General features: G+C 66.2%; 11 protein-coding genes. All 11 read left to right on the forward strand.

The genetic code is table 11. The features are described from left to right. The first annotated feature begins 851 nt into the window (after positions 1–851). The 11 genes from ACN22W_RS06085 (at position 852) to ACN22W_RS06135 (ending at position 21,387) form a co-directional block, all read left to right on the forward strand. Positions 852–2,435, forward strand: a complete 1,584-nt coding sequence (locus ACN22W_RS06085; protein ID WP_412022184.1) for a multicopper oxidase domain-containing protein — start codon at positions 852–854, stop codon at positions 2,433–2,435. Positions 2,436–2,501: 66 nt separating this feature from the next. After that, positions 2,502–4,151 (forward strand): multicopper oxidase domain-containing protein, encoded by a 1,650-nt coding sequence (locus ACN22W_RS06090; RefSeq protein WP_419686774.1) that lies wholly within the window; start codon positions 2,502–2,504, stop codon positions 4,149–4,151. A 17-nt stretch (positions 4,152–4,168) separates the two neighbouring features. Then, entirely contained in the window at positions 4,169–12,886 is an 8,718-nt protein-coding gene (locus ACN22W_RS06095) for a choice-of-anchor Q domain-containing protein (RefSeq protein WP_419686776.1), read from the forward strand. After that, a complete protein-coding gene (locus ACN22W_RS06100; protein WP_048249436.1) occupies positions 12,883–13,386 on the forward strand; it encodes a hypothetical protein in 504 nt (167 codons plus the stop codon). Before ACN22W_RS06095 ends, ACN22W_RS06100 begins: the two co-directional genes overlap by 4 nt. A gap of 63 nt (positions 13,387–13,449) precedes the next feature. Continuing rightward, complete coding sequence (locus ACN22W_RS06105) at positions 13,450–14,289, forward strand: outer membrane lipoprotein-sorting protein (RefSeq protein ID WP_419686778.1); 840 nt, start codon at positions 13,450–13,452, stop codon at positions 14,287–14,289. A gap of 5 nt (positions 14,290–14,294) precedes the next feature. Beyond that, the gene (locus ACN22W_RS06110; protein WP_419686780.1) at positions 14,295–15,134 is read left to right on the forward strand and encodes a hypothetical protein; all 840 of its coding nucleotides are present in this window, start codon (positions 14,295–14,297) and stop codon (positions 15,132–15,134) included. Next, on the forward strand, positions 15,131–16,831 hold the full coding sequence (locus ACN22W_RS06115; RefSeq protein WP_419686782.1) for a c-type cytochrome: 1,701 nt from the start codon (positions 15,131–15,133) through the stop codon (positions 16,829–16,831). Before ACN22W_RS06110 ends, ACN22W_RS06115 begins: the two co-directional genes overlap by 4 nt. 156 nt (positions 16,832–16,987) lie before the next feature. Further along, positions 16,988–18,376, forward strand: a complete 1,389-nt coding sequence (locus ACN22W_RS06120; RefSeq protein WP_419686784.1) for a cytochrome C — start codon at positions 16,988–16,990, stop codon at positions 18,374–18,376. Positions 18,377–18,532: 156 nt separating this feature from the next. Further along, a complete protein-coding gene (locus tag ACN22W_RS06125) occupies positions 18,533–19,366 on the forward strand; it encodes a c-type cytochrome (RefSeq protein WP_419686785.1) in 834 nt (277 codons plus the stop codon). A gap of 152 nt (positions 19,367–19,518) precedes the next feature. Next, positions 19,519–20,742 carry a c-type cytochrome biogenesis protein CcsB gene (gene ccsB, locus ACN22W_RS06130; protein WP_419686787.1) on the forward strand — a complete coding sequence of 408 codons (1,224 nt, stop codon included), beginning with the start codon at positions 19,519–19,521 and terminating at the stop codon, positions 20,740–20,742. Between the two features lie 135 nt (positions 20,743–20,877). Further along, on the forward strand, positions 20,878–21,387 hold the full coding sequence (locus ACN22W_RS06135) for a DUF1269 domain-containing protein (RefSeq protein ID WP_412022174.1): 510 nt from the start codon (positions 20,878–20,880) through the stop codon (positions 21,385–21,387). The last annotated feature ends 112 nt before the right edge of the window (positions 21,388–21,499 follow it).

The raw sequence follows: 21,499 nt of genomic DNA on the forward strand, positions 1-21,499 counted from the left end.
TTCACCCTTGGTTTATTAGGAAAACGCTCAAATGAGCATTGCCGGAAAGTACATGAACCGGTGCAAATACCGCTTGACTTGTCGGGCGGAAACGGAAAGAATGTCTCACGTTTTCGAAACATCGTTTCAAGAGTTTAACCGGCAACGATGTTTCGCGCAGTCTCTCAGGTTCTAGCACGGCCCTCGGAATGGCTAGAACTTTTTTAGCGCCACGGTCTCCGTGGCGCTTTTTTTTGCCCGTTGTTCGGTGAAAGTCCAGCCGGCCGGGATCGAAAGAATACCGTTCCACGGCAGCGAAGTCCGCGCCGTTCGACGCGCCCGACATTGCCCGGCCCATGATTTTAATTAATTTCGGCTATCGGGACGATTTCCACAATACGCCGTCGATCTTCCTTCCCCCCGCACTGCGCGCGCCAGTCCGTCGGCGGGCGGCGTGGACAACGGCTGTCGTGACTCCCGCCATGTTCCGTCGCACGCTGCTGTGACCCGGTCCGAGCGCTTGTCGCCCGACGATCCGCCGCGCGGCACGCCCACCGATCGCGGGTCCGCCAGGTAGCCCCGATCCGTCCGGATCCGCCCGCTGCGCCGGCGCACGACGCCGGTCCGCCGCACGCCCGACTGGCGCCGGCCGGGCGCGGCCAGCGGGCCTCGCACCCGCCGCCGTACCGAGCATGACACCCCCGCTCGCCGGGGGCCCCCTACGCAAAAGTAGGGGGGTGCCCCATGCCGGGCCGACGCGTCCATCTGCAGAATCCAGATACGGGTCAGTGCGATAACGTCGCCAGCCCGCGTCCGCAGCAGAGCATGACGTCCAGCGCGTATCGCTGGTTGACCCCTAGGATGGAGGTCATATGTTCAGTACCCGCGCGTATTGCAGCAGTGTGGCGGCACTGTTGCTCCTCCTGTGCGCCGTTCCTTCGTTTGCCCAGTCGTTTCGAGTTCAGTGCCCGCCCACCACGCCGTCCCATCCGACCGCGCTGGCGCCAGGCGTCGGCGAGCCCGCCTACACGCAGCCGTCCTATACGGGCCAGGGTTCCACGTCGACCGGCGCCGTGAACGGCGCGATCAAGTGCCAGCAGATCTCGGGCGGCGACGGTTACGCCACGATGGCCAACGGCGTGCAGACCTACCTGTTCGCGTTCGGCCCGCTGTCCGGGCTCGCGGACATCAAGGCCGGCCTGCCCGGCACGCAGCTCGCGTCGGTGTTCAACACCGTCGGCGATCCCAGAACCGACCCGACCTACAACGGCGCGGTCGGCCTGGCCCCCGATCCGGATGCGGGCGGCGCGCTGACCGGCCACGTCGACCCGCGCCCGATCATGGACATCGGCGTGATGAACGGTAACCAGCCGGCGCCGATGATGGCGATCGACGAGGACGACGAGTTTTTCCTCACGCTCACGAACGTCGGGATGATCATGCGCCCGGACCTGTTCGAAAAGCACACGGTGCACTTCCACGGCTATCCGAACGCGTCGTCGTTCTATGACGGCGTGCCCGATGCGTCGGTCGCGATCAACATCGGCGCGAGCTTCACCTACTATTACCTCGCGCCGGATGCGGGCACCTACTTCTGGCACTGCCACATCACACCGCCGGAACACCTGCAGATGGGCATGGTCGGCCAGATCTACGTGCGGCCGCGCCAGGACCGCGTGCCCGCGGGCGTGTCGCTGTACGAATCGCTGGTCACCCAGCAGTCCGACCTGCGCACGCGCTGCGGCAACGACATTCTCTGCTCGACGCCGCTACCGAAGCAGGACACTGGGCTCGTGCGCGCGGCCAACCCCGCCATTCCGCCGACCACGCCGGCGACGCTGTCGCTGTACGCGTACAACGATGGCGACGGCTCGACCGCGTATGACGTCGAGTATCCGATCCAGATCCACGGCTTCGATCCGAATTTCCACTTCGTCGGCATGACGTTCAATCCTGAGCCGTTCACCGACATGAAGGACAAGTTCTTCCTGCTGAATGGCCGCAGCTATCCGGACACGGTGACCGAAGGGGCGATGTCGACGCCCGCGTCGGACAGCTCGATGCACCCGTCGCAGCCGTTGTCGACGCTGATCAACATCCCGGCCGGCGGCCGGGCGCTGCTGCGGATCTCGGATCTCGACGTGACCGAATACCAGACGCTGGCATCGCTCGGGATTCCGATGCATGTGGTCGCGATCAATGCCCGCATGCTGCGCGACATGGCCGGCAACAACATGGCCTACGACACGAATTCGATCACGCTCGGTGGCGGCGAGTCGCTCGACCTGATTCTCGACGCCAGCGACAAGTCGAAATACCACTCGGGCCAGATTTTCTATCTGTACACGCCGAACCTCGATCACCTGTCGAACGATCAGGAGAATTTCGGCGGCCTGATGACCGAGGTTCACATCTGCAGTGCGGTGGATCCGATCACGAAGCATTGCACTCTTTGATGACCTGGGCCTGCCCGAGTCGTCGGGCAGGCCCGGCCGGGAAGTCCTGCACTGAGGAGAAAAGCCGTGGGACACATCACTCACCATGCGTGGACCGCGACGCTCGCCCGCCTTGGACGGCTCGCCCGCGTCGGCGTCGCGACGCTCGCCGCGTTGCTGTCGATGCACGCGCAAGCTGCGGCGCCGGGCATTACCGGCAAGGTATTCAACCTCACTGCCCAGGAGGCGCGCATCACCCAGCCCGATGGCACGAGCGTCTATTCGTGGGGCTACGGCTGCGCGGCGACCAGCGCGACGCCGCTCGTGTTCTCGCCGGCGACGATTACCGGCGCGACCTGTCCGACGATGCAGATTCCCGGTCCGACGCTGATCGTCAGGCAGGGCGACATCATCACCGTGACGCTCACCAACAACCTGCCGGCGGCGGCCGGCAACACGTCGATGCTGTTTCCCGGCTTCGTCGTGTGCACGGGCACCCTGAGCCCGGACGGCAAGACCTGCACCGGCACCTCCGGCGTTGCCGGGCTGCTGGCGCAGGAAGCGCAGCACGGCGCGACGGTGACCTACACGTTCGTCGCGGCGACGCCGGGCACGCATACGTACTACAGCGGCACGCAGGGCGATCTGCAGATCGAGATGGGGCTGTACGGCGCGATCATCGTGCTGCCGAACACGGCGGTCAACACGGCGGGCTGCATGGCGCTGCCGGATTCGGGCAGACCGTTCGGCCAGCACGATTTCCGCAACGCAGCGGCGGCATTCGACAACAGCGCGGCCTGCTATGACCGTGAGTATCTTTTTCAGTTCTCCGAAATGGATCCGCGCATCCATCAGCAGGCGGAGCAGCAGGTCGCGGCGAATACGTCGTGCACCCGGCCGAACAGCTGCATGACCGTCGAGACCGAGCCTTATCACCCGGCCTATTTCATGGTCAACGGCCGTTCGATGCCGGACGACATGGATCCGAACTACGCGCCGCAGTACCCGCACCAGCCGTACAACGGCAACCCGCACATGCACCCGGGCGAACTGGTGCTGCTGCGGATCATCGGCACCGGCCGCTGGCAGCATCCGTTCCACGAGCACGGCAATCACGTGCGCGTGCTCGCGCGTGACGGCAACCTGCTGCTCAGCCCGGTCGACCCGAACCACCCGGCGAACCCGCGGCAGCCGGCCGGCCCGCTGCTGTTCACGACCACCACGACGCCGGGCGTCACGATGGACGGGATTTTCTACTGGACCGGCAAGGGCCTGAACTGGGACGTCTACGGGCATTACGCGGGCGACGGCTCCGTCTGCGTGCCGGACGCGAACGGCTACTACACGACGGCGTCGAACCCGCCGGCCCCGCGCAACGCGCCGAACTACTACGAGTGGTGCCAGGACCACGGCAAGGCGCTCGAGAAGGCGCCGTTCGGCAAGGTCGCCAGCGGCGGGCCGGTCACGTTGCCGGACTCGAACATCCTGACCAACGGCGCCTGGTATGGCGGCAGTCCGTATCTCGGTCCGGACGCCACGACGCGCGCAACGGCCCCGACGGGCACGACGCCGCCGAGCGGCGTACAGCTGAACCCGGCAGCAACGGAAGCAGGCTTCGCGTTCATGTGGCACTCGCATAACGAGCGCGAGATCACGACGAACAACATCTTCCCCGGCGGAATGATGATGATGATGCTCGTTGATCCTCCGGTATTTCCGATCGACGAATCCAATTAGGGGTGGGGAGAAAGGCGATGAGATCCACCAAGCTCACGGCGACGCTCCTTGATCTGTTCAAGGTGGGGGTCGCGGCATCCATGTTGCTGACGGCAGGCGAAGCATGTTTCGCGCAAGCGGTCGTCAATCTGACGGCGAAGGCGTCCACGGCGTTGATGCCGGACGGGCAGTCCGTGCCGATGTGGGGCTACAGCTGCACGCCGGCCGCCGTCGCGACGGTGCCGGCCGCGAATGCCACCTGCGCGGCGGCGAATCCGGCCGCCGGCGCGAACTGGTCGCCGGTGGTGATCACCGTGCAGGCAGGGCAGTTGCAGATCAACCTGACGAACAACCTGCCGGCGCCCGTACCGACCTCGCTCGTCATCGTCGGCCAGCTGGGCGGCGGCCTGGGCGACAAGCCGACGACCACGCCGAGCCCGGCCCATCCGACGCAGACTGCCACGACCTGGCCGATCGTCACGGCGACCTCGACCGCGCCGATGGCATCGTTCGTGCCGCCCGCGCAAGGGCCGCGCGTCGAGTCGTTCGGAACCGAGGTGGCGTCGTCGACCGATCCGAAATCGCACACGACGCTCACCTGGGCCAATCTCAAGCCCGGCACCTATCTGCTCGAGTCGGGCACGCACCCGTCGATCCAGGGGCCGATGGGCCTCTACGGGGTGCTGGTGGTGAAGAGCCCGAGCGTCCCCAGTTCGACGTGCGCATCGACGAACCAGGCCTATCCGACATCGACGTCCTGCTATGACGCCGACGTACCGCTCGTGATGGGCGAGATCGATCCGGTGCAGAACGCCGCGGTCGCCGCGGCCGTCGCGACCAAGGGCTTCAGCGAAACCGCCGCGTGGTCGGGTCAGCCCGGCGGGTGCGGCGACTCGAAGTCGGTCACGTTCGGCACCTGCTATCCGCCGGTGGTGAACTACGATCCGCGCTATTACCTGATCAACGGCGTGGCCTTCGATCGCACCAACCCGAACGCGTCGGCCTTTGCGCCGAGCGCGACGGTACCGGCGTCGACCGGGCAGGTGCTCGTGCGCCTGGTGAACGCCGGGTTGCGCATGCACGTTCCGGCCGTGGTCGGCGCGCAAACGGGCAATCCGTCTGTTCCCGGCTTCGCGCTGATTGCCGAGGACGGCAACGTGCTGCCCGGCGCCGCGCGCATCCAGAACGCCGTGTTCATGGCGGCCGGCAAGACCTACGACGTGATGGTGAACGCGCCGGCCGCGGGTGCGATGCCGGTGTACGACCGCGAGTTGAGCCTGTCGACCAACAATCAGCGCGATGGCGGGATGCAAGGCTACATCGCGGTCAACAACGCCGAACCGTCGGCGACCGCCGGCATCGGCGAAACGCCGACCGCCGCAGGCGCGAACTACTACTTCGTGCCGGGCACGACGCTCACCGTGTCGGATCCGGCCAAGGGCGTGATCGCGAGCGACTCCGGCGTGTACGGCGTGAAGGTCCAGACGCCGCCCGCGAGCGGCACGCTCACGCTGAACACGGACGGTACGTTCACCTATCTGTCGAGCAGCGCGACGAACGACAGCTTCGTCTATCAGTCGACCAACGGCACGCCGCCGGTGACGGCGAAGGTGACGTTGACCGCCTGCACCACGAGCAACAAGTGCCTGTCGATTCCCACCGCGGGCAATGCGAGCTTCGCGAGCAACATCGCGTCGCAGATTCAGGTCGGCGCGCCCGGCGTGCTCGCCAGCGCGAGCGATCCTGCCGGGTTGCCGCTCACCGCGCAAATCGTCGCGTCGAGCGCGACGAACGGCACCGTGACGCTGAATCCGGACGGCTCGTTTACCGCGGTGCCGACGACGCCGCCGCTGGCCGGCAACGGCGCGGCCGCGCAGACGATGACGTTCCAGTACCAGGTCACCAATACGCAGAACCAGAAGAGTGCGAATGCAGGGACGGTGACCGTGACCTTCAATCCCGGCAGCGGGCTGGTCGTGAACGTGATGGATGCGCCGAGCATGGCGCCGGACGCGACCGCGCCGAACAAGGCGGTCAAGCTCACCGACTATCGCTGGATCATCGAGGAAGACCGCACGATGCAGATCGATCCGGCCTGCCAGGTGAATTCGACGACGTCGCGGCCGGCGAACTGTCCGCCGCTGCCGGTCCCGAGTCTCGGCACGAACTTCCACACGAGCTACATGCCGGTGGTGGCGGCGGGCTGCGTCGGCACCGTGGCATGCGAATCCGGGCAGACCGTGTACGACCCGGTCTCCAACACGCATGTGGCGACCGTGTGCGACGTCGGCAACGGCGTATGCCGCACCGGCCCGAACGTGTCGCAACAGACGCCGGTCGATCCGAAGTACGTGGCGCTCGATCCGACCAAGCATTACTACCTGTCGATCCTGCCCGGCGATGCCGGCAACACGTTCACGAACGGCGGCGGCGTGCCGCCCAACACCACGCGGCCGTTCAGCATCGCGCTCGACTGCCCGTCGGGTCCGAGCGGCGCGGATTTCGCGCCGGGCACCGGCAAGTGCGGCCACAGCATGGGCGGCGCGCCGATTTCGCCCGCGCAGGTCGCCGCCGCGAAGGCGGGGCAGACTGCCGCCGGACAGGCCGGGCAGCTCAACGTGCTGCTGACGGAAACGCCGTACCAGACCGCGAAGCTGTCGGTGTTCGTGTTCGAGGACGATGCGCCGCTGAACGGCGAAGTGGATGTCAGCGGCGGGTCCGACGGATTCGGCACCGCGCGCGAGCCGGGCCTCGGCGGATTCGAGGTCAAGCTCTGGGACGATGCCGGCGGCACCGGCGACCCGACCGGGCAGATGACCTACGACATGTTCAACATGCCGCTGTCGAATTCGCTGCAGGGCACCATCGACCCGATTTCCGGGCTCAATGCGTGCCCGATCACGACGGCGACCGACGGCCTGGTCGGCATGATTCCGACCTGCCCGAAATACGAATCGGATGGCAAGACGCTGTCGCCGCTCGTCGGCCAGGCCGTCATCGCCAACCTGATGCCGGGCCGTTACGGCGTGGTCGCGACGCCGGCGGCCGACCGGATCGGCCGCGGCGAGGAATGGCTGCAGACCAACACGCTTGACGGACAGAAGGCGCACGACGCGTTCGTCAAGGTCGGCGGGCCCGCGTACTTCCAGGAGTTCGGGCCGGCTGGCTATCACGTGTCGATCGGCTTCGCGAATCCGAAGATCATCAACGCGCGCAGGAGCAACGCGGCCAAGACCGGGCTGTGCGACACCGGCGCGTGTCCGAACACGATTACGGGCCACGTGACGAACCTGCACTACGGCCGCCCGCCGAACGAGAACCTGTACAGCAGCGGGTCGCACGATTCGCTGGCGTTCTCGCAATGTTATGTGAGCGTCGGCGATCCGGACGGCGAGGATTACGGCTTCACGAAATGCGATAACCAGGGCCGGTTCACGATCAGCGGCCTGCCGAACGGCACGACGCGCATCACCGTGTTCGATCAATGGAACGACCAGATCGTCGACGGGTTGGCCAAGGCGGTCCAGCTGCCCGCGGCCAACGGGAGCACGACGGTCGACATCGGCGACCTGTCGGTGCTGCAGTGGCAGACGAACCTCTATACGCGGACCTTCATCGACCTGCACGGCGACGGCATCTCGCATCCGGACGACCCGGGCATCGCGCTGGCGTCGGTCAACATGCGGTTCCGCGACGGCAGCTACTCGAACTTCAATTCGACCGACGCCAACGGCTATGCGCCGTTCAACGAGGTGTTCCCGCTGTTCAACTGGTATGTGGTCGACGACGACCAGACGCGCTACAAATCGTCCGGCACGCACGTGGTGTATGACGCGGGCGGTCCGGTCGACCGCACCGGCGTGCCCGGCAGCGGGAACTCGACGATCGCCGCGAACTTCGCGAACACGGTCGAAACCGTGCCGCTGCCGTCGAACCTGCAGGTGCCGGGCGCCCGGTATTGCGCGGACGCGGACTGCGCGTCGACCGGCAGCGGCTCGACCGGGCGGGTCGATCCGCCCTGGGTGAACTCGGAGGCATGGCAGGGCTTCTCCGGCCAGAACTCGTTCATCGAGTTCGGCAAGACGCCGTTCGGGAAGGGCGAGAACGGCGGGATACGCGGCGAGGTGATCTATGCGTCGACGCGGCCGTTCGACGATCCGACGCTGCTGATCCACACGAAGTGGACTCCCAACGTACCGAACGTCACGGTGAACCTGTACCAGGAGGGCACGGCGACGGACGGCACCACCAACCTGACGCTGGTCGATACGACCAAGACGGCGAGCTGGGACGACTGGGCGCAGGGCTTCCGCGCGGACGGCGCGACGCCGAACATGAACTGCCCGGGCCAGGATCCGAACGACCCGTTCTACTTCACGCTGAAGAACAGCACCAACTGGCTCGATCCGCAACATCGCCAGCTGCCCGCGAACGCGCAGTACAAGTGCTACGACGGCATGCACGTGTTCAACCAGATCCAGCCGGCACCGTATGACGGGATGTACAAGTTCCCGAGCGTGACGGCGACGGATTCGAACGGCAAGCCGGTCGCGTCGAACTGCACGATCTGCGTCGGGAAGAACCCCGTCGACGGTACGCCGATGCTGCCTGCCGGCAAGTACGTGGTCGAGATCATCGTGCCGCCGGGCTACGAACTGGTGAAGGAGGAAGACAAGAACATCCTGATCGGCGACAACTACATCGCCCCGGTGACGCAGCAGTTCGGCGGGATCGGCGCGATCTTCATCCTCCCCGACCAGGCCGCGGTGAACTCGACGTACAACAAGAACAACCCGCAGAACATGACCACGGACCTCGGTTCGACGCCGCATGCCGAAGGCGACACCGGCAGCGTCGAGCGGTTCTGGCCGTGCGTCGGCGAATTGCGCATCGTGCCGGACTACATGAGCCTGTTCCCGGGCTCGAAGGAAGTCGCACCGTTCGCGGGCGCTTCCCGGCATCTTTGCGATCGCAAGGAGGTGATGCTCACCGATGAGGAATCGGTGCTCGCGAAGTTCTGGATCTTCAGCTCGACGCATGTCAGCGCGCACTACACGGGCTTCATGCTCGACGACTTCTCGTCGGAGTTCGATCCGTACTCGCCGCAGTTCGGCGAAAAGTTCGCGGTGCCGAACGTGCCGATCTCGTTCAAGGATTTTTCCGGCAACGAAATCTCGCGCACCTACTCGGATCAATGGGGCATCTACAACGGACTGACGTTCTCGACCTGGGAAGTGAATCCCCCGAACCCGACCGGTTATGCGCCGACGATGATGGTCGCGTGCATGAACGATCCGGGCCCGATCCCCGATCCGCAGCACCCCGGCAAGACGATGTCGGACCCGCTGTACAACCCGGCATACAGCCAGTTCTGTTACGAGATTCCGTTCATGCCCGGACAGACGCAGTACATGGATACGCCGGTGGTGCCGGTGCAGTCCTTCGCCGACGGCTACAACCAGCCCGACTGCGCGTATCCGGATGCGACGCCGGCGATCTCGAGCGTGACCGGCGACACGATCGGCGCCGGTGCGGGCCCGTGGGTCAGCGCACCCGGCAAGCAGTTGACGATCAACGCGCTGGGCGACCAGCAGGTGCCGAATCATGCGTACACGGGACCGAACCAGAGCACGGCGCCGTTCAACCAGAAGTTCATTACGCGCCACTACGGCTTCGGCGGTACGCAGGGCACCGGCACGGTCACGATCGCGGGCGTCAATGCGACGGTCGTGTCGTGGAGCGACTCGAAGATCGTCGTTCTCGCGCCCGACCTGAGCCTTCCGTCGCTTCCGTCGCTGACGGTGCCGTCGACCTGCACGATCCAGCAGATGGGCGCGGCCGCGACGCAGTGCGGCGAGCTCGTGATCACGGCCGGCAACGGCAAGCGGTCGATCGATGCGATCACCGTGACGATCGGCGGCAAGGCGCCGACCTACGTGAGCGGCGAGAACGGCGCGAGCAATGCGCTGCAGACCGCGATCAACAATGCGAGCGCGGGCGACATGATCGTCGTCGGCCCGGGCACGTACAACGAGATGCTGGTGATGTGGAAGCCGGTGCGGCTGCAAGGCGTCGGTGCCGCGTCGGTGACGGTCAATGCGAACACGCATCCGTCCGGCAAGCTTGATCCGTGGCGCAGGCTGATCGCGTGCCTGTTCGGCACGTCGCTGGACGGTGGGACGATTTCGGCCGCGTACGACCCGACGAAGCCGATTTCGCCGACCAACAACCCGTACGATCCGTCGGGCACCTATCAATGCTCGACGCAGATGCAGGGGCACGTGGATCCGATCCCGTTCGAGCCGACGGTCGGTTGGGACAGCTCGCAAAACGGCAATCTCGGCGAGCTGCTGATGGAGCCGTCGCTGATGGGCGCGTATGAAGGCGCGGGCATCACGGTGCTGGCCAAGGGCGTGCAGACGAGCGCGAACTGCAGCGCGAACGGCGTCTGCACGCTGCTCACGAAGCACGATTGCACGACGGACCCGAACAACCCGAACTACAGCAACTTCATGTGCAATCCGTCGCGCATCGACGGGATCACGTTCACCAACAGCTCGCAGGGCGGCGGCGGGATCTTCCTGCACGGCTGGAACCACTATACGGAGGTATCGAACAATCGCGTGACCGGCAATGCCGGCACGCTGTCGGGCGGCATCACGGTCGGCCAGGTGGAAGTGCCGGACGGCACCATCGCCGCGGACGGCGTGACGCAGTTGCCGTTCATGTACAACACGTTCGTCAACGTCCACCACAACGCCGTCACAGGAAACGCGTCGTATGGCGACGAGATCAACTCGACCACGCCATCGGCGGCCGGCGGCGTGACCCTGTGCTCGGGCGCCGACTACTACCGCTTCAACTACAACTGGGTCTGCGGCAACATCAGCGGTGGTGACGGCGGCGGCGTGGCGCACTTCGGGTTCAGCTACAACGGCGACCTGTCGCACAACGTGGTGTTGTTCAACCAGAGCAACAACCCGACGTTGCCGACGTATGGCGGCGGGATCATCGCGCAGGGCGTGCCGCCCGACGGCACGTTCTGCGAGAACTCGACCATCGACGTCGATTGCGCGCCGCAGCTGTCCGACGGCATCGGCCCGAATCTCGTGATCGACGGCAACCTGATCATGGGCAATACGGCGGAAAGCGGGAAGGGCGGCGGCCTTCGGCTGCAGAACGTCAACGGCACGGACGTGCAACGCAGCCTCGGCAACCCGAACAACTGGTACCAGGTGCGCGTGATCAACAACATCATCGCGAACAACGTGGCCGGCTGGTCGGGCGGTGGCGTGTCGCTGCAGGATGCGGTGCGCGTGAACTTCATCAACAACACGGTGATCTCGAACGATGCGACGGCGTCGGCGGGCGTGCTCTTCAATACGCCGGCCGCGTCGCAGTCGAACGTGCCGCCGCCGGGATGCACGAGCAGCCCGAACAGCGCGGACTCGACGTGCACGAGCTTCATCGAGGCGTCGACGCAGCAGCCGGCCGGGCTGGAGACGGCGGGTCATACGCAGAACCTGATGGCAGCGTTCGTCCCGCCTGCGGGTTTCACGGGGCAGGTCACCTGTCCCGCGAATTCGCCGAACTGCATGAAGTTCTCGAACCCGGTGCTGACCAACAACGTGTTCTGGCAAAACCGCTCGTTCTACATCTCGGTGAGTTCGCAGCCGAACCCGAACATCCCCGGGGTGCAGAACGCGGTCACGCTGAACCCGGTCCTGAACCAGAAGGGGCTGTCGACAGGCACCTGCGTGACGGGCGGCACGACCCCGCCGTTCTATTGGGACATCGGCGCGTACGGCGACACCGGGCCGGCCAATCATCAATCGGGACTGACGATGAACCCGCAGTACTCGATCATGACCAGCACGGCGGGTTACGGCGCGACCAACAAGGCAGCGAATCCGCAGACGGTGGGCCAGTACTGCAACGGCTCGCGGGTGCCGCCGGAAGCCGGCGGAAACGGCTTCGCGGTGCCGCCCGGGATTGCCGACGCGGTGATGCCGAACCCGCTGTTCGGCCTGATGCCGACGGCCACGCCCGATGAAGGCAACCAGTGGATCAACATGTCGTACGGGCCGCTGTCGCTGTTCAACGAGGCGCTCACGCAGGGCAGCACGGGTTACAACGTGATGATGGGCAACTACTCGATCAAGGGCACGTCGCCGGCGATCGGGGCGGCCACGGCATCCGGCGCGCCGAATCACGACATCTTCGGCACGCCGCGGCCGCAAGCCAACGGCTACGACATCGGCGCTGTCGAGTACGTGACGCCCGGCCTGCTCGGCGGCCTGCTCGGTGGCGGCACCCCGATCGATCCGCTGGCGCTGGGCAGCCAGCCGACCGGCCTGGCCGCTCTTGTCCCGAAGGGCATCGGCGGAATCCCGGGCATCGGCGGAATTCCGGGTGTTGGCGGAATCCCGGGTGTTGGCGGAATTCCGGGCCTGTTCAACGGCGGCGTGCCGCTGCCGCCGATCCTCGCCCCGGCACTGCGGCGGCCGCTGGCAGGCGCGCTGCGGCTGGCTCCGCCGGCGCGGCCGCTGCCGGCAGGTGCATTGACGCAGTCTCCGGCGCTGGCGCGGCCGCCGTCAGGCGTGCTGTTGCAGAACCCGGCTCAGACGCCGCTGCGTGCGTGCACGCGGACGCCGGTGCAAACGCCTGCGCAAACGCGTGCGCTGCCGCCGGTGCGGCTCCCGGCGCCGACCCCGGCACCGGCGGCGCCCGCGCCGCTCGCGGGAGCGCTGCAATGAAGCCGGCGGCCTTCCGTGCGGCATCGATGCTGCTGCTCGCGTGCGGCGCCTGCCTCGCCGCGGTCCGGCCTCAGCCGGCCGCGGCCGGGCAGGATGCGCCGGCCGAGCCGGCGGCCCGCCGGCACTCGCCTTACCTGCCGGTGAGCCTGCCGCGGCAGGCGAAGGCCTATTACCAGATGGCGAAGGGCATCGACGACCTGCACGTGCGCAGCACCGCGTCGGGCAACCTGATCCGCTTCAGCTACCGCGTGACCGATCCGGAGAAGGCGCGGCTGCTCGGCGACACGAAAGCGACGGTCTATCTGTACGGCGAAACGAGCCACGCGTTGCTCGTGATTCCGGTGATGGACCAGATCGGCGCGCTGCGGCAGACCGGTCAGCTGGAGACCGGACACGAATACTGGATGGTGTTTTCGAACAAGGGAGGGCCGATCAAGCGCGGTGAACGGGTCAGCATCCTGATCGATTCGCTGCATGTCGACGGGCTGGTGGTCGAGTAATCACAACCATGCGCATGCCGCCGCGCATCGACAACAGGCGGCTTGCATGCGGGGAGAGCAGTCATGAACCGGTTTCTTTTCAAGTCGATTTCGGCGGCGTGCGCCGCCGGCTTTTTGACTTGCGGCCAGGTCGCATCCGCGGCTTCGGCGGCGGGGAATGCGCAGGCGGCGTCGGCGTCGCATATGGACGCGGCGCAGATCGCCGAGCGCAATATCGCGGCCCGTGGCGGGCTGCAGGCGTGGCGGGCGGTGTCGTCGATCAGGATGACGGGGCAGCTCGACGCGGGCGGCAAGAAGAACGTCAGGCTGCCGTTCACGCTGACGTTGAAGCGTCCGCACAAGAGCCGGCTCGAAATCCAGTTCGAGCAGCAAACCGCGCTGCAGGTGTACGACGGCTCGCAGGGCTGGCTGGTCAGGCCGTACCTCGGCCGCAACGATGTCGAGCCGTATACGCCGGCGCAACTCAAGTCCGCCGCGTCATCCGCCGAACTCGACGGTCCGCTGATCGACTACGCGAACAAGGGCACCACGATCCAGGCGCTTGGCACGGAGCAGGTGGAAGGGCATCGCGCATATGTGCTGAAGCTGACGTCGAAGGATGGCGCGTCGCGGCGCCTGTGGGTCGACGCGTCGAGCTTTCTCGAACTGAAGATCGATGGAGAGTCGCGCGTGCTGGACGGCAAGACGCACGGCGTCACGGTTTTCTATCGCGATTACAGGAAGGAGAACGGTCTGGTCATGCCGCACACGCTCGAGACTGTCGTGAGCGGCGTCAAGGAGACGCACCGGATCACGATCGAGCATGTCGCGCTCAACGAGACGGCCGACGACACGATGTTCGGCAAGCCGCCGCTCACCTTCGCGAAGGCGCCGAGTCACCCGGCCGAGATCCGGACGAGGTGACAACCATGGGACGGATCGGATCGTGGGTGCTCGCCGGCTGCGCGATGGCGGCCTTGTGCGGGTGCGAGCAGTTGCCGGGGCAGGGCCTCGGCGTGGACCAGATCGTCGAGAAGAATATCGCGGCGAGAGGCGGGCTCGACGCGTGGCGCAAGGTCCAGACGATGGTCTGGTCGGGCCATGTGGACAGCCCGAACGCGCCCGTGCGCGACGTGCCGTTCATCCTCGCGATGAAGCGGCCGAACAAGACGCGCTTCGAGATCACCGTGATGAACCAGAAGGCCGTGCGCGTGTTCGACGGTCGCGAAGGCTGGAAGCAGGCCGCGAGCGGCAGCGCCGGCTTGCGGTCGTACACGCCGGGCGAGCTGATGGCCGCGCGCGACGAGCAGGTGATCGACGGTCCGCTGATCGACCACGATGCGAAGGGCATCGGCGTGACGCTGGACGGCGTCGACCCGATCGGCGGGCACGATGCGTACCGCCTTGCGGTGAAGTTGCCGTCCGGCGCGGTACGGCATGTGTGGATCGACGGGCGGACGTTCCTGGACGTGAAGGCCGACCGCCAGGTGCGCGGCCCGAGCGGCCCGCTCACGGTGGAGGTGAACTACGGCAACTTCAAGCGCATCGACGGCCTGCAGATCCCGCTCAGGATCGAGAGCGGAACGGCGGCCTCGCCGACCAAGGACACACTGATCATCGACAAGGTGTCGCTGAATCCGCCGCTCGACGACGCGCTGTTCGCCCGGCCCGCATCGCCGGTCGGACGCCGTCCGGCGTCGATCGATGCGCACGTGTCGCAGGCGCCGCCGGTACCGCCGGGCGCCGGCTGGCCGACGGCACGGCCATGAGCGGCATCCGGGGGCGACTGCGCGCCCTCGCGGCGGCGGGCCCGCCGGCCTCGCGCGGGCGGCTGGCGCGATGGGTGTTGCTGGCCGCGTTGTGCGCAAGCGCGGGTCATGCGCTCGCCGACGACGCAGCGGCGCCCGTCGTGCCGGCGGATGCCGGAGAAGCGATCTTCCAGCGCGGCATCCTCGGTTCGGGCGCACCGCTCGAAGCCGTGCATCAGGACGGCGTGCGCCTGCAAGGCGCCGCCGCCGCCTGCGTCAATTGCCATCGGCGCAGCGGGCTGGGCTCGAAGGAGGGCAACAACACCATCCCGCCGATCACGTGGCGCTACCTGGTGCATCCGCGCGAGCAAACCGCCGAGGATCTCGACATCCCGTACGTACCCGGCATGCGCACCGACCGCGAGCCGTACACGGAAGAGCGTCTCGCGCGCGCCTTGCGCGACGGGGTCGACCCGGAAGGCAGGCCGCTCGGCAGCCTGATGCCGCAATACGCGCTCGGCGATGCCGACATGGCCGCGCTGACCGGCTATCTGAAGCGTCTCGATCGCCGCAAGCCGTCGGGCGTCACGGACACGGTGCTGCATTTCGCGACGATCGTCACGCCGGACGCGGACCCGGTGAAGCGGGCGGGCATGCTCGACGTCCTGCAGCACTACTTCGCGGACAAGAACACGTTTCCGTTCGGCACGACGCCACCGCTGCGTTCCACGCGAAGAATGATGTTCATGGTCAATCGCCACTGGGAACTGCATGTGTGGGAACTGAAGGGGCCGCCGGATACGTGGCGTGCGCAATTGACGCAGTTTCTCGCCCGGCAGCCGGTGCTGGCCGTGGTGTCGGGGCTCGGCGGCAGAAACTGGGCGCCGGTCCACGACTTCTGCGAGGCGGAGGCCGTGCCCTGCCTGTTTCCGAACGTCGAGGTGCCGGTCGAAACCGACCACGATTTCTATTCCGTGTACTTCTCGCGCGGCGTGCTGCTCGAATCGGACCTGATCGCGAAGCGCATCCTGGACGAAGCCGGTGCGCGGCCGCCGCCGCAAGCGGTGAAGACGGTCTGGCAGGTCTATCGCAGTGGCGACAACGGCGAGCGCGGCGCACGCGCGCTGGCTGCCGCGCTGAAGGCGCACGGCATCGCCGTGTCGAATCGCGCGCTTGGATCCGGCGACAGCGTTGCGCGCGCATTGCGCCGGCTGCCGCGCGACGACGTGCTCGTGCTGTGGCTGCGGCCACCGGACCTCGCGGCGCTTGCTCACGTGCCGCCCGCGTCGGACACGGTATTCATGTCGGGGCTGCTCGGCGGGCTCGACAATACGCCGCTGCCGACGAGCTGGCGCGGCGTGACGCGTATCGCCTATCCGTTCGACCTGCCCGAAGGGCGGCGCGTGCGCGTCGACTATGCGTTCGGCTGGTTCTCGATCCGGCAGATTCCGATGGTCGCGCCGCAGGTGCAGGCGGACACGTATCTCGCATGCGGCCTGCTCGCCGAGACGCTCAGCCATCTGGTCGATGCGTTCGTGCGCGAGTATCTCGTCGAGCGCATCCAGGACATGCTCGAGCGCCGCATCCTGACCGGCTACTACCCGCGCCTGACGCTCGCGCCCGGGCAGCGCTTCGCGTCGAAGGGCGGCTATATCGTCCGCTTCGCCGGGCCGGATCGCCTGAAACTCTCCGCCGACGGGGGCTGGATCGTCCCCTGAGCGGCCGCGCGCGCCGAGATGGAGTAGGGATCAGACCGCGTAAAGAGGGAGTCGCCCCATGTCGGTTTTCATGGGCGCTCCGCACAATGAAGACATCGTCCGACGTGCGAATGTCGCGTCGGAACGTGGCGACAAACGGCATGGGGGGAAACAGCCATGACTACGTTTCTGGTCGGCCATCGCGCACGCCCTCGCTGGAGACGTGGCGGCTGGATGGCCGTGCTCGCGACGCTCGCGTTGCTGCAGGTGTCGGCCGCGTGGGCGCTGCCTATCTTCGCGCGCCAGACGGGGCAGAGCTGCGTCGCGTGTCATGCCGGCGGACAGTTTCCGGAACTCACGCCGTATGGACGCCTGTTCAAGCTGAACGGCTATACGCTCGGCGAGCGCACGATTCCGATCGCCGCGATGGCCATCGGCGACCTGAGCACGACGCGCGGCAACACCGACTCCAGCGGCAACAAGATCAATCCGAAGAATGCGCTGCCCATGTTCGATTTCGCGAGCGTGTTCCTTGCCGGGAAGATTACCGACAAGCTCGGCGGATTTGCTCAGTTTACCTATATAAACTACGATCACCAGGACGGTAACGGAAAGTGGAAAGGCCACTGGACGTCGGACAACACCGACTTCCGCTTCGTCGACCGGATCATCACCAGCGCGAACGACCTGATCCTCGGCGTGACGTTGCACAACAACCCGACCGTGCAGGACGTCTTCAACACCGCGCCGGCCTGGGGCTATCCGTACATCTCGTCGACGATCAGCCCGGTCGCCAAGATCCCGAGCCTGCCGCTCCTCGAAGGCGGGAGCCTTGCGACGCAGGCCGTCGGCACGGGTGCCTACCTGTACTGGAACAAGCTCGTGTACACCGAGCTGACCGCCTACAGTACGGCCGACGGCATCTGGTCGTTCCTGAGCCACGGGAACAAGCCGGGGGATCCCGTCCACCCGCAGATCTATCTGCGCGGCTACAACCCGTATGCGCGCATTGCGCTGACGCGCGACTGGGGGCCGCACAGCCTGATGGTCGGCGCGTTCGGCTTCAGTGCCGAAGTCTATCCGAACGACCCGAACAATTTCCCGATCTTCGGCACGGGCGTGACGCGCTATCGCGACTACGGCTTCGACGCGCAATACGAGTACCTGCTCGAACCGCACACGGTCACCGCGCAGGCGCGCTACGTGCGGGAGAACATTCACGATCCGAACAATTTCGTGCTGGCCGACAACACGGCGGCGAATCTCAACTCGCTTCGGCTCAAGGCCTCGTACGTTTACCAGAGCAAGTACGGCATCTCGTTGTCGTTCTTCAACACGACAGGTACGCCGGACAGCGCGCGCTACTCGGCCAGCGCGAACTTCTATCCGAATACGCAGGGCTGGATGCCGGAAATCTTCTGGATGCCGGTTCAGTACGTGCGCGTCGGCCTGCAATACACGCACTTCACCCGATTCCTCGGCGCGGCGACCAACTATGACGGAAGCGGACGCAATGCGAGGGACAACGACACGCTGTTTCTCTATCTATGGGTCGCGTCGTTCTGACATCACGTCCGGCGTTTCCCGCACACCGGACCGACCGAAGCACGCGCGGCGAGCGGGTGTCGCGCATCTCGCATCGCGTCGCGATGCGGGCACGTATCCCTGTCGAACGGAATCGATTCGGCAGGCGAAGGCAGTTGCGGCAAGGAGGTGTCTGACATGAACAAGGTGGCCCATATCGTCTCGCTCGCGATGGTGCTGGCCGGGGCGGGTTGCCACGACCTGGAGCGGTCGCGGCAGGTCGACAACCCGGCCGTGTCGGGCAAGACCATCGCGCTGCAGGTGTGTTCGAACTGCCATGGCGCGACCGGCGTGTCCGTGTCGCCGATGTTTCCGAAGCTGGCCGGACAGCGCAAGGAGTACCTCGTCGATCAGTTGACCGACTTCAAAAGCCACGCACGTGCCGATCCGAACGCGAAGCGGTACATGTGGGGCTTCACGCATCTGACCGACAGGCAGATCGACGAGCTTGCCGACTATTTTTCGGGCCAGGGGGCGGTGCCGGGCGAAGCCGGCGATCGCACGCTGCTCGACGCGGGCAAGGCGATCTTCGTGGGGGGCCTGCCGGACAAGGGCGTTGCGGCCTGTATCGGGTGTCATGGCCAGCATGGCGAGGGCATGAGCCGGTTCCCCCGTCTCGCCGGTCAGCATGCGGACTACGTGGTGAAGCAGCTCGCGATTTTCCGGGAAACCGAGACACGGCCACGCGGCGCGATCATGAAGTCGGTCTGCGCGAACATGACGGAGCAGGACATGCGCGCCGTCGCGGCCTATGTCGAGGCATTTCCGCCGGAAGCCGGCGTACCGGCGAGCCCGCCGGTAGCCGGTGCATCGGCGAGCCCGGCGGAAGTCGGTGCATCGGCAAAACCGGCGGAAGGCGGTGCATTGGCGAGCCCGCCGGAAGTCGGTGCATCCGCGAACCCGCCGGAAACCGGCTTATCGGCGAGCCCGCCGGAAACCGGTACATCGGCGGGCCTGCCGGCCGAACAATGAGCAAGCGCTGCCGAATCGGCATCGCATGCGGCACGTGCCGCGCGGCGGGCAGGCAACCGGCGCCGGCAGTGATCATTTAGGTGTCTCGTCTTCCCCGGGACGGGGCGCCTCTTTTTCTTCCAACCCTGCACGGGTCCGTTCAGGTGAATACCATGAAAGCGATGCAATCCTCTCGCGACGGTGCGGCGCCGGTCGCCAGGCTGCCGTATCGGCGACAACACGCGTCCGCCGCGGTTCGTGCTTGCGAGCCGGGCGACGATCGTCCGTTCCTCGCGCGCCTGTCGCTGTTCGACTGGCTGTTCGCACTGGCGCTCGTGGTGGGCGCGGGCTATGCGCTCGCGCACTACAACGCGCACATGGATGACTACGACAAGGCGGTGATGATCGGCGCCGTGCCGGCGCTCATCACGCTCGGCTGGCGCTGGAAGCCCGCGCGGCTGATGATGGCGTCGATCGCCGTGATGTCGCTGCTGTCGATCCAGATCTACCAGGGCGATCTCGCGCGCGCCGATTCGGCGTTCTTCCTCAAGTACTTCCTGTCGAGCCAGTCGGCGATCCTGTGGATGAGCGCGCTGTTCGTGCTCGCGACGATCTTCTACTGGATCGGTTTGCTCGCGCGCTCGCAAACGGGCGCCGCGATCGGCCAGAAGCTCACGTGGGTCGCCGTGCTGATGGGCTTCACGGGGCTGATGGTGCGCTGGTACGAGTCCTACCTGATCGGTGCCGACGTCGGGCATATCCCCGTATCGAACCTGTATGAAGTGTTCGTCCTGTTCAGCCTGATCACCGCGCTGCTCTATCTGTATTACGAAGGCCACTACGGTACGCGCGCGCTCGGCGCGTTCGTGCTGCTGGTGATCAGCGCCGCGGTCGGCTTCCTGATGTGGTATTCGGTCGCGCGCGATGCGCAGCAGATCCAGCCGCTCGTGCCCGCACTGCAGAGCTGGTGGATGAAGATCCACGTGCCGGCGAACTTCATCGGCTACGGCAGCTTCGCGCTGTCGGCGATGGTGTCGGTCGCGTACCTGATGAAGGAGCGCGGCGTGCTCGCCGATCGCCTGCCGACCCTCGAGGTGCTCGACGACGTGATGTACAAGTCGATCGCGGTCGGTTTCGCGTTCTTCACGATCGCGACGATTCTCGGCGCGCTGTGGGCGGCCGAGGCATGGGGCGGTTACTGGAGCTGGGACCCGAAGGAAACCTGGGCGCTGATCGTGTGGCTCAACTACGCGGCGTGGCTGCACATGCGGTTGATGAAGGGCCTGCGCGGCGCGGTTGCCGCGTGGTGGGCGCTCACCGGCCTGCTCGTGACGACGTTCGCGTTCCTCGGCGTCAACATGTTCCTGTCCGGGCTGCACAGCTACGGGAAACTTTGATGCGCACGCATGATGTCCTACCGCCTTCTACCCATGTGTTTCGGTGGGTGTTCCCACTTCAAGCGGGGTGCGCGCCGAACGAGAATGTCATCAGCGGGGCCGATGCATGTCTGACGTGAGATGGGGGGAGTCACCATGAGACGCATTTATTTTCTGTTGCCGACGCCGCAAAGCGCGCTGTCGATCGTCGACGAGTTGCTGTTGCTGCGTATCGAGTGGCGGCATATTCATTTCATCGCGAATCACGGCGTCGTGCACGATGGTTTGCAGGAGGCCACGCTGACGCAGCGCAGCGACTTGCTGCCGTCGCTTGCACGCGGCACGATGGTCGGTTGCGCGACCGGGGCGCTGCTGGGGCTGATCGCGCTGGTGTTCCCGCCCGCGGGCTTGCCGATCGCCGGTGGCGCGTTCGTGACGATCACGTTGTCCGGCGCCGGCTTCGGTGCCTGGGCGGCGTCGATGATCGGCGTCAACGTGCCGAGTACACGCCTGAAGCGTTTCGAGGAAGGTATCGAGCGCGGCGAGTTGCTGTTGATCGTCGACGTTCCGAAGGACCGGGTCCACGAGATCGAGCACCTGATCACGCTTCACCACGCGGACGCGCATCTCGAAGGCGAAGATCCGACCGTTCCCGCGTTTCCCTGAACCGTCGGCCGGCCGGAGTGGGTCGGCGCATGTTGCCGGGCATCGCGGCAGCGCGATATCCGGCAACGCGTTCGTCTGCGCTGCACGGACTGCGGCGCCGCGGCGCGGATTG

Source organism: Burkholderia theae, assembly GCF_048565265.1.
GTDB classification, from domain to species: domain Bacteria; phylum Pseudomonadota; class Gammaproteobacteria; order Burkholderiales; family Burkholderiaceae; genus Burkholderia; species Burkholderia theae.

Bases quoted from the DNA above. Each gene is read 5' to 3' on its own strand.
- ACN22W_RS06125 (WP_419686785.1), top strand. From the start codon at position 18,533: ATGAACAAGGTGGCCCATATCGTCTCGCTCGCGATGGTGCTGGCCGGG.
- ACN22W_RS06110 (WP_419686780.1), top strand. From the start codon at position 14,295: ATGGGACGGATCGGATCGTGGGTGCTCGCCGGCTGCGCGATGGCGGCC.
- ccsB (WP_419686787.1), top strand. From the start codon at position 19,519: ATGAAAGCGATGCAATCCTCTCGCGACGGTGCGGCGCCGGTCGCCAGG.
- ACN22W_RS06105 (WP_419686778.1), top strand. From the start codon at position 13,450: ATGAACCGGTTTCTTTTCAAGTCGATTTCGGCGGCGTGCGCCGCCGGC.
- ACN22W_RS06100 (WP_048249436.1), top strand. From the start codon at position 12,883: ATGAAGCCGGCGGCCTTCCGTGCGGCATCGATGCTGCTGCTCGCGTGC.
- ACN22W_RS06095 (WP_419686776.1), top strand. From the start codon at position 4,169: ATGAGATCCACCAAGCTCACGGCGACGCTCCTTGATCTGTTCAAGGTG.
- ACN22W_RS06135 (WP_412022174.1), top strand. From the start codon at position 20,878: ATGAGACGCATTTATTTTCTGTTGCCGACGCCGCAAAGCGCGCTGTCG.
- ACN22W_RS06120 (WP_419686784.1), top strand. From the start codon at position 16,988: ATGACTACGTTTCTGGTCGGCCATCGCGCACGCCCTCGCTGGAGACGT.
- ACN22W_RS06085 (WP_412022184.1), top strand. From the start codon at position 852: ATGTTCAGTACCCGCGCGTATTGCAGCAGTGTGGCGGCACTGTTGCTC.
- ACN22W_RS06115 (WP_419686782.1), top strand. From the start codon at position 15,131: ATGAGCGGCATCCGGGGGCGACTGCGCGCCCTCGCGGCGGCGGGCCCG.